Annotated in this window: 10 protein-coding genes and 1 other annotated feature; all 10 genes read left to right on the top strand. The window is 40.0% G+C overall.

Going from position 1 to position 12,058, the window contains the following annotated elements; genetic code table 11:
• Positions 1 to 545 precede the first annotated feature (545 nt).
• The 10 genes from MLOOGBEN_RS26705 (at position 546) to gltX (ending at position 11,662) form a co-directional block, all read left to right on the top strand.
• The gene (locus MLOOGBEN_RS26705; protein WP_179161288.1) at positions 546 to 1,007 is read left to right on the top strand and encodes a CtsR family transcriptional regulator; all 462 of its coding nucleotides are present in this window, start codon (positions 546 to 548) and stop codon (positions 1,005 to 1,007) included.
• 30 nt (positions 1,008 to 1,037) lie between these two features.
• Complete coding sequence (gene mcsA / locus MLOOGBEN_RS26700) at positions 1,038 to 1,586, top strand: protein-arginine kinase activator protein McsA (RefSeq protein ID WP_179161287.1); 549 nt, start codon at positions 1,038 to 1,040, stop codon at positions 1,584 to 1,586.
• Position 1,587: 1 nt separating this feature from the next.
• On the top strand, positions 1,588 to 2,661 hold the full coding sequence (gene mcsB, locus MLOOGBEN_RS26695) for a protein-arginine kinase McsB (protein ID WP_179161286.1): 1,074 nt from the start codon (positions 1,588 to 1,590) through the stop codon (positions 2,659 to 2,661).
• Between the two features lie 13 nt (positions 2,662 to 2,674).
• Positions 2,675 to 5,116, top strand: a complete 2,442-nt coding sequence (clpC, locus tag MLOOGBEN_RS26690; protein ID WP_179161285.1) for an ATP-dependent protease ATP-binding subunit ClpC — start codon at positions 2,675 to 2,677, stop codon at positions 5,114 to 5,116.
• A 91-nt stretch (positions 5,117 to 5,207) separates the two neighbouring features.
• Positions 5,208 to 6,590 (top strand): DNA repair protein RadA, encoded by a 1,383-nt coding sequence (gene radA / locus MLOOGBEN_RS26685; protein ID WP_179161284.1) that lies wholly within the window; start codon positions 5,208 to 5,210, stop codon positions 6,588 to 6,590.
• Between the two features lie 3 nt (positions 6,591 to 6,593).
• Positions 6,594 to 7,667 (top strand): DNA integrity scanning diadenylate cyclase DisA, encoded by a 1,074-nt coding sequence (gene disA / locus MLOOGBEN_RS26680; protein WP_179161283.1) that lies wholly within the window; start codon positions 6,594 to 6,596, stop codon positions 7,665 to 7,667.
• Between the two features lie 181 nt (positions 7,668 to 7,848).
• Entirely contained in the window at positions 7,849 to 8,943 is a 1,095-nt protein-coding gene (locus MLOOGBEN_RS26675) for a PIN/TRAM domain-containing protein (RefSeq protein ID WP_179161282.1), read from the top strand.
• Between the two features lie 18 nt (positions 8,944 to 8,961).
• Positions 8,962 to 9,651 (top strand): 2-C-methyl-D-erythritol 4-phosphate cytidylyltransferase, encoded by a 690-nt coding sequence (gene ispD, locus MLOOGBEN_RS26670; protein ID WP_179161281.1) that lies wholly within the window; start codon positions 8,962 to 8,964, stop codon positions 9,649 to 9,651.
• 2 nt (positions 9,652 to 9,653) lie between these two features.
• Positions 9,654 to 10,130 carry a 2-C-methyl-D-erythritol 2,4-cyclodiphosphate synthase gene (gene ispF / locus MLOOGBEN_RS26665; RefSeq protein WP_179161280.1) on the top strand — a complete coding sequence of 159 codons (477 nt, stop codon included), beginning with the start codon at positions 9,654 to 9,656 and terminating at the stop codon, positions 10,128 to 10,130.
• Positions 10,131 to 10,204: 74 nt separating this feature from the next.
• Positions 10,205 to 11,662 (top strand): glutamate--tRNA ligase, encoded by a 1,458-nt coding sequence (gene gltX, locus MLOOGBEN_RS26660; protein WP_179161279.1) that lies wholly within the window; start codon positions 10,205 to 10,207, stop codon positions 11,660 to 11,662.
• Between the two features lie 47 nt (positions 11,663 to 11,709).
• Positions 11,710 to 11,950 (top strand) — a binding site (T-box leader).
• Positions 11,951 to 12,058: the final 108 nt, after the last annotated feature.

The following is a 12,058-nucleotide window of genomic DNA, read 5'->3' as shown; positions in this document are numbered from 1 at the left end:
AACACGGAAGTTAAGCTTCTCAGCGCCGATGGTAGTTGGGACTTTGTCCCTGTGAGAGTAGGACGTTGCCAGGCAAAACGAAGCACAACCTGATAAGGGTTGTGCTTTTTTTTTTTGTCCGAAAGGACAAAAGGTTGTAAACATGATGGGATCGAGATTCGTGCCCTCACTGTGGTACCTCTAAATGAAAGCGGTAATGAATAGGAGTTAATCGTGCCCGTGAGGCGTTATTTTTATAGAAAATGGTAACGAATAGTGGCTATTCTTGCCCGTGAAGCGTTATTTTTAGAGAAAACGGTAACGAATAATCATTTTTACACTTTTAGTTAAATTTCCAAAGTCCCTCCGCACAAACTTTTTAGCACAAAAAGGAACCTAACCTCCTATTTAGGCACTACCCACTCCAACTAATTTCCTAAAATCAAATTTAACAGGTTTCACACCCGCGAAATATGGAGAAAATCATTAGTAGCATGTTGTTTGCAACTACATAAAATTTTCAGTATAATTAAAGTCAAATATAGTCAAAGTCAGGGGGTGCGAAGATGAGAAACATCTCCGATATTATTGAAAAGTATTTGAAGCAAGTGTTAGAAATGAGTGAGCAGGAGCATGTTGAAATTAAGCGAAGTGAAATTGCTGACAAATTTCAATGTGTCCCCTCACAAATCAATTACGTCATTAATACGCGCTTTACCATTGAACGAGGATATATCGTAGAAAGTAAACGTGGAGGAGGCGGGTATATCCGAATCATGAAGGTTCAGTCCCATGATTTAGTTGACCTAATTGATCATTTACTGTCACTCTTTGATAATCGTATTGCACAAACTACAGCAGAAGATGTTATTTATAGACTCGTACATGAGGAGATAATCACAAAACGAGAAGCAAAAATTATGCTCAGTGTTATTGATCGTTCTGTCCTGTATATTGATCTTCCATTCCGAGATGAATTAAGAGCAAGAATGTTAAATGCAATGTTAACATCATTGAAGTATAAATAATATATACCAGCTAGTGAGGTGAAATGAAAGATGATTTGCCAGGAATGTAATCAAAGACCTGCTGCACTCCATTTTACAAAAATTATCAACGGTGAAAAAACCGAAGTAAATCTTTGTGAAAAATGTGCCCAAGAAAAGGGCGAGATGTTCATGATTTCAGGAGGATCTGGTTTTACCTTTAATAACTTATTAGCAGGATTATTAAATATTGATCACACTGTTCAAAAGCAAAATCAAAATACCTTTCATCAAGAAGAAGTTCTTCAGTGTAGTGGATGTTCGATGACATTTCCACAATTTATTAAAGTGGGGCGTTTCGGATGTGCACATTGCTATGAAACCTTTAATGAACAGCTGCCACCAGTTTTGAGAAGGCTTCATAGTGGGAATTGGTCCCATAGCGGTAAAATTCCAAAGAGAATTGGTGGAGGAATTCACCTTAAAAAGCAAGTTGAAAATCTTAAAAATGAATTAAAAGAGTTAATTCAGCAAGAGGAATTTGAAAAAGCTGCTCAGATTCGAGATGAAATTCGTACACTCGAAAAAGGCTTACCAGGCAGCAGTAAGGGAGGGGAATAACGTGTCGCTTGAACGCTTTATCAATCAAGCCGTCAGCTCGTGGATGAGCGAGGAGGGGCCTGATTCAGATATTGTCCTTAGTTCCCGAATCCGTTTAGCCCGTAACTTTGAAAACTTTACTTTTCCAACATTATTTTCACATGAAGAAGCACAAGCCATTATTAAAAAAATGGAAGATATACTGCAAGAATCAAATTTCACAAAGTTTGGTCAAATGGAATTACTAAAGATTGATGAAATACAGCCCCTTCAAAAAAGGGTTTTAGTAGAAAAGCATTTGATCAGCCCTAATTTAGCAGAGGATTCACCATATGGAGCCGTTCTATTAACCGAAAACGAAGAAGTTAGTATTATGATTAATGAAGAGGACCATATTCGCATTCAATGTTTGTTTCCCGGCCTTCAGCTAACAGAGGCGTTAGAGGCAGCGAATGAGGTAGATGATTGGCTGGAAAGCCACATTCACTTTGGTTTCGATGAAAAGCATGGTTATCTAACAAGCTGCCCCACAAATGTGGGTACGGGTCTACGGGCATCTGTCATGATGCATCTGCCAGGTCTTATATTAACTCAGCAAATCAATCGTATTATTCCAGCAATAAACCAGCTGGGATTAGTTGTTAGAGGAATCTATGGCGAGGGGAGTGAAGCGCTCGGAAATATATTTCAAATCTCCAATCAAATTACTCTAGGGAAATCTGAAGAAGATATCTGTCGTGACCTTAAAGGTGTAGTAAGTCAGTTAATTTCACAAGAAAGGTCTGCTCGTGAAGCATTACGCAAAACTTCGAACATACAATTAGAAGACAGAGTGTTTCGATCTTATGGAGTATTATCCAATTGCAGGATTATAGAAACAAAAGAGGCTGCAAAATGCCTATCTGATGTTCGCCTAGGAATTGATATGGGTTATATTGATCATTTGCCTAAGAATATATTAAATGAATTAATGATATTAACACAGCCTGGGTTCCTGCAGCAGTATGCAGGCGGGCATTTAAGAGCAAATGAAAGAGATATAAGACGAGCAGCTTTAATTCGAGAACGACTAAAAATGGAGCACGATAAAAGGTGAGGAGGAATGGAATATGATGTTCGGCCGTTTTACTGAAAGAGCTCAGAAGGTATTAGCTTTAGCACAAGAGGAAGCAATCAGACTTGGACACAACAATATTGGGACTGAGCATATCCTATTAGGTTTAGTCCGTGAGGGAGAAGGCATTGCTGCCAAAGCGCTTTATGGGCTTGGATTAGGTTCAGAAAAAATCCAAAAGGAAGTAGAATCGTTAATTGGGAAAGGCCAGGAAGCATCCCAAACAATTCACTATACCCCAAGGGCGAAAAAGGTAATCGAATTATCAATGGATGAAGCTCGAAAATTAGGACATTCCTATGTTGGTACTGAGCATATCCTGCTTGGTTTAATTCGTGAAGGAGAAGGTGTTGCTGCAAGAGTTCTTAATAATCTTGGAGTAAGCTTAAATAAAGCACGTCAACAGGTACTACAGTTACTAGGCAGTAATGAGTCAGGCGGGCATCAGGGAGGGGCATCAGTAAGTGCCAATACCCCAACCCTTGATAGCCTTGCTAGAGATCTGACGGCAATTGCTAGAGAAGGAAGTTTAGATCCTGTTATTGGCAGAAGTAAGGAAATACAGCGGGTTATAGAAGTATTAAGCCGCCGTACAAAAAACAACCCAGTTTTAATTGGTGAACCAGGTGTAGGTAAAACAGCAATCGCTGAAGGTCTTGCCCAACAAATTGTAAATAATGAAGTTCCAGAAATTCTCCGTGATAAGCGGGTTATGACTTTAGATATGGGAACAGTAGTAGCTGGTACTAAATACCGTGGGGAATTTGAGGACCGTTTAAAAAAGGTAATGGATGAAATCCGCCAAGCTGGAAACATCATACTCTTTATTGATGAGTTACACACATTAATTGGCGCAGGGGGAGCAGAAGGAGCTATTGACGCTTCAAACATCTTAAAACCATCCCTTGCCCGTGGAGAGCTACAATGTATCGGTGCAACCACTCTTGACGAATATCGAAAATATATAGAAAAAGATGCGGCATTAGAACGACGCTTCCAGCCAATCCGTGTTGATGAACCAACGGCTGAAGAGTCCGTACGGATATTAGAAGGTCTTCGTGATCGTTATGAAGCTCATCACCGCGTTTCCATAACAGACGAGGCCATTGAAGCAGCTGTAAAGTTGTCTGATCGCTATATTTCTGACCGTTTCCTTCCAGATAAAGCGATTGACTTAATTGATGAAGCAGGATCAAAGGTTCGCTTACGTTCTTATACGACACCTCCCAATTTAAAAGAGTTAGAAGTGAAGCTTGAAGAGGTCCGTAAAGAAAAGGATTCGGCAGTTCAGAGCCAGGAATTTGAGAAAGCTGCCTCTCTAAGAGATACAGAACAGCGTCTTCGTGAGCAGCTAGAAGAAACAAAGAAAACGTGGAAAGAAAAACAAGGAAAAGAAAATAGTGAGGTTACCGTTGAGGATATTGCAAGTGTGGTTTCAAGCTGGACGGGAATTCCTGTCTCGAAGCTTGCTCAAACAGAAACGGCAAAATTGCTTAATTTAGAAGAACTCTTACATTCCCGTGTGATTGGACAGGAGGAAGCGGTTAAGGCTGTATCAAAAGCAGTGCGCCGGGCTAGAGCAGGCTTAAAGGATCCTAAACGTCCAATTGGCTCTTTTGTTTTCCTTGGTCCTACTGGTGTAGGGAAAACTGAATTGGCTAGGGCACTTGCTGAGGCAATGTTTGGTGACGAGGATGCGATGATTCGTATCGATATGTCTGAATATATGGAGAAACATTCTACTTCTCGCTTGGTTGGGTCTCCTCCAGGATATGTAGGATACGAAGAGGGCGGCCAATTAACAGAAAAGGTTAGAAGAAAGCCATATTCTGTTATCCTGCTGGACGAAATCGAAAAGGCTCATCCTGATGTATTTAATATTTTATTGCAAGTTCTTGAAGATGGCCGCTTGACGGATTCTAAAGGCAGAACCGTCGACTTCCGCAATACAGTGCTCATTATGACATCAAACGTAGGGGCAGAAGCTTTAAAACGTAATAAGTATGTTGGCTTTAATATTCAAGATGGAGAACAGAATTATAAGGATATGAAGGGTAAAGTAATGGAAGAGTTGAAAAAAGCCTTCCGTCCAGAATTCTTAAACCGTATTGATGAAATTATTGTCTTCCATGCTTTAGAAAGAAAGCATTTAGAAGAAATTGTTACACTTCTGTCTGACCAACTGGTAAAACGTCTAAAAGAGCAGCACATTTCTTTAGAACTAACAGAAGCCGCGAAGGGAAAAATCTCTGTAGAAGGTTACGACCCAGAGTACGGTGCACGTCCATTACGAAGGGCTATTCAAAAGCATATTGAAGACCGTCTTTCTGAAGAGCTGTTAAGAGGTACAGTATTAACAGGTCAGCATGTTATAATTGATGTGGATAATGGTGAATTCTTAGTTAAAACGGCGGAAAAAACGCCTCTTACTAAATAAACCAAATTTTTTTCAGAACAACTAAAAGGGGTACACGATACTAGGTTGACCGTGTACCTCTTTTTGTATTTATAGTCAGGAGTAGATAGGAATGGCCAAACGAAAAACGAAGTATATGTGTCAAGAGTGCGGGTATGAAGCTCCGAAGTGGATGGGAAAATGCCCGGGCTGCGGAGAATGGAACAAAATGGTGGAGGAAGTTGAGGTAACTGGCGGGAATCGTAGAGGAGCCTTCGCTCATTCTCAGGGGGGAGCCACGTTATTATCTAAACCAACACCTATTACAGCCATTGAATCACTGACTGAACCAAGGATTCTTACTGATTTGAATGAGCTTAATCGTGTGTTAGGCGGCGGAGTGGTAAAGGGATCGCTGGTATTAATCGGTGGTGATCCTGGTATTGGTAAATCAACTCTGTTGTTACAGGTATCTTCCCAGCTTGCGAATAAAGGAAATCAGGTCTTATACATATCCGGTGAGGAATCTTTGAGGCAGACGAAGCTTCGTGCTGAAAGACTTGGGATAAAATCTGAGAATCTCCTCGTCTATTCTGAAACCAATTTGGAAGAAATCAATCGAACCATAGAAGATACGAATCCAAGCTTTGTCATAATTGATTCTATTCAAACTGTTTTTCATCCGGAAGTAACTTCCGCACCAGGGAGTGTATCACAGGTTCGTGAGTGTACCTCTGAATTAATGAGAATAGGGAAAACAAAGGGTATTGCGATTTTTATTGTTGGCCATGTAACAAAAGAAGGTTCCATTGCCGGGCCAAGGCTGCTTGAGCATATGGTAGATACCGTACTCTACTTTGAAGGAGAAAGGCACCATACGTATCGAATTCTACGGGCAGTAAAGAATCGTTTTGGATCAACCAATGAAATGGGTATTTTTGAAATGAAAGAATTTGGACTTGATGAGGTGGCGAATCCCTCAGAAATCTTCCTTGAAGAGAGGTCTCAAGGTGCTGCAGGATCAACAGTGGTTGCCTCAATGGAAGGAACCCGTCCAGTACTAGTAGAAATCCAAGCTCTAATTTCTCCAACAAGCTTTGGAAATCCAAGGAGAATGGCAACGGGGATTGATCATAATCGGGTTCCGTTATTAATGGCAGTCTTAGAAAAACGAATGGGTTTGTTACTTCAAAATCAAGATGCTTATCTTAAGGTGGCAGGGGGAGTCAAGCTAGATGAACCAGCTATTGATTTAGCGATTGCCGTAAGTATTGCCTCGAGCTTCCGTGATAAACCAACAAGGGCAACAGATTGTATTATCGGAGAGGTGGGGTTAACAGGAGAGGTAAGACGGGTCTCTAGAATTGAACAGCGTGTGCAGGAAGCCGCGAAGCTGGGTTTTGAACGGGTCATTTTGCCTGCCAATAATCTAAGCGGCTGGCAAGGTCCGAAAGGTGTAGAACTCATCGGCGTGTCCACTGTAGCTGAAGCCTTAAAAGCAGCGTTGGGAGTGTAAGACATGGATAATAGAAAGCTGGGTGAACAAACCGTAAGTGAAGTTTTACAGTTTCTTGCTCCTGGTACCCCTATTCGTGAAGGAATTGATAATGTATTAAGGGCGAATACAGGCGGGCTCATTGTTGTTGGTTACAATGATAAGGTCAAAGGTATCGTGGATGGCGGTTTTCAAATAAATTGTCCTTTTTCGCCAAGCTATCTTTATGAGTTAGCAAAAATGGACGGTGCAATCATCCTTAATGAACTAGGTAATACGATACTTATAGCGAATGCCCAACTGGTACCAGACTCTGAAATTTCTGCTTCGGAAACAGGGATGCGGCACCGAACTGCTGAAAGAGTGGCTAGGCAGACGAAGGCACTTGTCATTGCTATTTCTCAAAGGAGAAATGTGATAACCCTATATCAAGGAAATTTCCGTTATGCACTTAAAGATATATCTGTGATCTTAACGAAGGCGAATCAGGCCATTCAAATGCTCGAAAAGTATAAAGCAGTACTTGGGCGGAGTATTGCCAGTTTAAGTATCCTAGAGTTCGAAGAATCTGTTACCTTTAATGATTTTCTTTTGGTACTGCACCGATTTGAAATGGTTCTTAAAATTAAAAATGAACTCATAACCTACTTAAATGAGTTAGGTACAGAGGGCAGGCTAATTCGCCTGCAAATGAATGAAATTTTGACAGATTTAGAAGAAGAGACATCTAATATCATCAAAGATTATTCGTTTGATCGGAATGTCAAGGCGAGAGATGTCCTCAAACGAATGCAGGTTTTAACGAGCAATGGGGCACTAGAGGATATCGCCATCTTGAAATTGATGGGTTATCAAGGTTATATACCGCTAGATGAAAATAAACAACCAAGAGGTTATCGGATACTTCATAAAATCCCCCGCCTGCCTATTGTCATCATTGAAAATATCATTACAAGCTTTGGCGAGTTTTCGAAAATTATTTCCGCCACTGTTGAAGAACTAGATGATGTGGAGGGCATTGGCGAAATCCGTGCCAAAAAAATTAAAGAAGGCTTAAAGTTAATCAAAGAGCGATTATATACGGAACGACAAATATAGAAATTATCTGGATAAACAGTAATTTTCCAGTGTTTGACAGAATAATTTCCCGATGCTACCCTATGAATGAAAATAAAAAGTTTATTTTCAGGTTATAAAACTTACCGTTTGCTAAAAATAATCAATAAACAAAGGTTTCATTTTTGGGAATATGTTTATAATGAGTAGAGGAGGTGAAGGAATGTTAAAACGTATTGTGCAAGCATGTTTTCTCATTACTGGAGGTACGCTTGGAATATTATTAATCCCGCAATTACTTAAATTAATAAAATTTGATGACATTCCAATAATCAGTAACTCGTATGCAACGGCTATTATAGGTGCAATTATTTTCTATCTTATTACTTTTTGGGCAGTAGATTATGTACTGGAGTTTATTAAATGGGCAGAAGATTCACTGGTGAAAATCCCTGTAACAGATGTGATTTTTGGCAGTATAGGATTAATTTTTGGTTTATTAACAGCCTTTTTAATTGGTTTTGCTCTAAATGCCGTTCAAGTACCTATACTTAATGCTGTCGCTCCTATTTTGCTGACATTATTATTTGGATACCTTGGATTTCAGGTTGGATTTAAGAAAAGGGATGAGTTATTAAATCTCTTTGGCAGCCGCGGGAAGAAGAAATCCGGTGAAGAGGATGCGGAAAAGTCTGAGGGACAATCACTAAAAATCCTCGATACAAGTGTAATTATTGATGGCCGCGTAGCGGATATTTGTCAAACTGGATTTTTAGAAGGAACGATTGTCATTCCTCGCTTCGTACTAGAGGAATTACAACATATTGCTGATTCATCTGATGTGTTAAAGCGAAATCGCGGGAGACGGGGATTGGATATTTTAAATCGAATTCAAAAGGAACTAGCGATTAAAGTAGAGATTTACGAAGGCGATTTTGATGAAATCCAAGAAGTCGACAGTAAGCTGGTGAAACTAGCCAAAATTACGAATGGCATGCTGGTTACGAATGATTTTAATCTTAATAAAGTATGTGAATTACAGAACGTTTCTGTTTTAAATATTAATGACTTAGCCAATGCGGTTAAACCAGTAGTATTGCCTGGTGAAGAGTTAGCCGTACAGGTGATTAAGGATGGTAAGGAATATCACCAAGGTGTAGCCTATCTTGATGATGGTACGATGATTGTAGTGGAAGAGGGCAGAGAATATATCGGCAAGAGAATTGATGTTCTGGTTACGAGTGTTCTTCAGACATCAGCAGGAAGAATGATATTTGCAAAACCAAAGCTACTAGAAAAAAGTGCTTTAGGAAGCTAGAAAGATTGGAGTTTTAGCATGACTTACCAAGTCATTATCCCGGCAGCGGGTCAAGGGAAGAGGATGGGCGCAGGGAAAAACAAGCTTTTATTAGAGTTAAATAGTATTCCTGTATTCATTCATTCACTAAAGGTATTTGAGGAGGATGAGCTATGCGATGGAATAATCCTAGCCATTCACCCCCAGGACGAAGCTGAATTTAATTCCCTTTTGAAGAAGCATGGAGTGAATAAGGTGCTTGAATTAGTTCCAGGTGGGAAAGAGCGCCAAGATAGCATTTACAATGCCTTGAAGACAGTGAAGACTGATGGAATTATCCTTGTTCATGATGCGGCTCGGCCTTTTATTCAGAAGGAACATATTCACCGATTACTAGATACAGCACAAGAAACAGGTGCAGCAATCATTGGAGTGCCAGCAAAAGATACCATGAAAACAGTACGTGATGATGTGGTAATGGCAACTGTCGAAAGGTCTAGCTTGTGGGCTGTTCAAACCCCACAAGCTTTTCGTTTTTCCTTATTGCGTAGTGCATATGAACAGGCAGAAAAGGATGGCTTTATTGGTACGGATGATTCAAGCTTGGTAGAGCGAATCTCTCATCCAGTCACAATGGTTGAGGGGGATTATGATAATATCAAGCTTACGACACAGGAAGACTTATTTTTTGCACAAGCGATATTACAGAAAAGAAAAGGGAGTTTTTGAATATGTTTCGTATTGGACAAGGCTTTGATGTACACCAATTAACGGAGGGGCGCCCGCTGATAATTGGCGGCATTACCATTCCATATGAAAAAGGGCTTTTGGGTCACTCGGATGCAGATGTTTTATTACATACGGTAGCAGATGCATGTCTTGGAGCCATTGGAGAAGGCGATATAGGCAAGCATTTTCCAGATACAGATCCGGAATTTAAAGATGCAGATTCTGCTAAGCTAATGGAGCATGTATGGCAGCTTGTGAAGGATAGAGGATATGAGCTTGTAAATGCAGATTGTACAATCATTGCACAAAAGCCCAAAATGGCACCCTATATTCAGCAAATGAAAGAGAGAATGGCTGAATTACTTAATGCTTCTCCTGAACAAATCAATGTGAAGGCAACAACGACAGAAAAGCTAGGCTTTACTGGCCGCGGTGAAGGAATTGCCTCACAAGCGGTAGTTTTACTAAAAAAGAATTAAATTCTTTATTGCTGAAATACACAATGGTAAAATAAATCAGATATAGAAAATCAACGGTATACGGAGGCATAATGATGTCAAATGAAGTTCGTGTAAGGTATGCTCCAAGTCCTACTGGACATTTACATATTGGGAATGCCCGTACTGCATTATTTAATTATTTATTTGCGCGTAATAAGGGCGGTAAATTTATTATTCGGATTGAAGACACAGATAAGAAGCGGAATATTGCTGGCGGAGAAGAAAGCCAATTAAAATACCTTAAATGGCTGGGTATGGATTGGGATGAAAGTGTGGATGTCGGCGGTGAATATGGACCTTATCGACAGTCAGAAAGAAATGATATTTATCAAACCTACTACAATCAATTATTAGAGAATGGTCATGCCTATAAATGTTATTGTACAGAAGCAGAAATCGCAGCTGAGCGGGAAGAGCAGACCGAAAGAGGCGAAACTCCTCAATATTCTGGAAAGTGCCGTCATTTAACGGCTGAGGAACGTGCAAAATTAGAAAGTGAAGGCCGCGAACCTAGTATTCGAATCATCGTACCAGAAGAGAAAACTTACACCTTCGAGGATATGGTAAAAGGGACTGTTTCCTTTGAGTCTGAAGGAATGGGCGATTGGGTCATCATCAAAAAGGATGGAACGCCGACTTATAATTTTGCGGTAACGGTAGATGATTATGTAATGAAAATTTCGCATGTCCTTCGCGGTGATGACCATATATCCAATACTCCTAAGCAGTTAATGGTTTATGAAGCATTAGGATGGGAGCCGCCGGTTTTTGGTCACATGACACTAATCGTGAATGAAAGCAGAAAGAAGTTAAGCAAACGGGATGAATCTATTATTCAATTTATCGAACAATATGAAGAATTAGGCTATCTGCCAGAGGCTTTGTTTAATTTTATTACTTTGCTGGGATGGTCACCAACAGGTGAAGAGGAGCTTTACTCTAAAGAGGAATTTATTAAAATTTTCGATGCCAATCGCTTATCAAAATCCCCGGCTTTATTTGATACAAATAAGCTGACATGGATGAACAATCAGTATATGAAGAAGATAGAGGTTGATCGAGTATTGGAGCTATCCATGCCACATCTAGTAAAAGCTGGAGTGTTAAGTGAGAGCTTGACGGATGAAGAGCATGAGTGGGCAAGAGGTTTAGTAAGTTTGTTACAGGAAAAAATGAGCTTCGGTGCGGAGATTGTTGAGCTTTCGGATATGTTTTTTAAAGAAGAGGCAGAATACGAAGAGGATGCTAAGGAAGTATTAACAGGAGAGACAGTTCCTGAAGTACTTAAGGCTTTTGCTGAGGAGCTAGAGAAACTAGACAACTTTAAAGCCAGTGAAATTAAGGCAGCGATGAAGGCAGTTCAAAAATCCACTGGGCAAAAGGGAAAGAATTTGTTTATGCCGATTCGTGCAGCTGTTTCGGGTCAAACACATGGTCCAGATTTACCTCAGGCTATTGAACTTTTAGGAAAAGGAAAAGTTCTAAATAGAATTCAAAAAATTATTGGTTAACATTTGAACAAATATGTAATATAGTAAAGGATATATACTCTTGATAAGAAAAAGTGTTGAAGAGGAAAAGTAGAATATGACGCTTTAAAGAGAAAACCATCACCGGCTGAAAGTGGTTTAAGCCTCTCATGTTTGAAATGCACCTCTGAGTCCCATTTCGAAAGATGCTAAATCTGTGTAGATGTGGGCGGAACCTTTCCGTTAACAGGTAGAGTGAGACCATATATAAGCTGTATGTTAAGCAGCTTAGGTCTAATCAGAGTGGAACCGCGCCAAAGCGTCTCTGTCGTTATGACAGGGGCGTTTTTTATTTTTCAAAAAAAACAAAGGGGAACAACGCAGAGGAGACTATCTTAGGCTTAAGCTAATGTTTTATTAATAATAAGGGGGAAATGA

This window comes from Bacillus sp. EB106-08-02-XG196 (genome assembly GCF_013396335.1).
Lineage (GTDB): Bacteria > Bacillota > Bacilli > Bacillales > Cytobacillaceae > Neobacillus.
The sequence above is the reverse complement of the archived record's forward strand: the minus strand, read 5'-3'. Positions and strand labels throughout refer to the sequence as shown.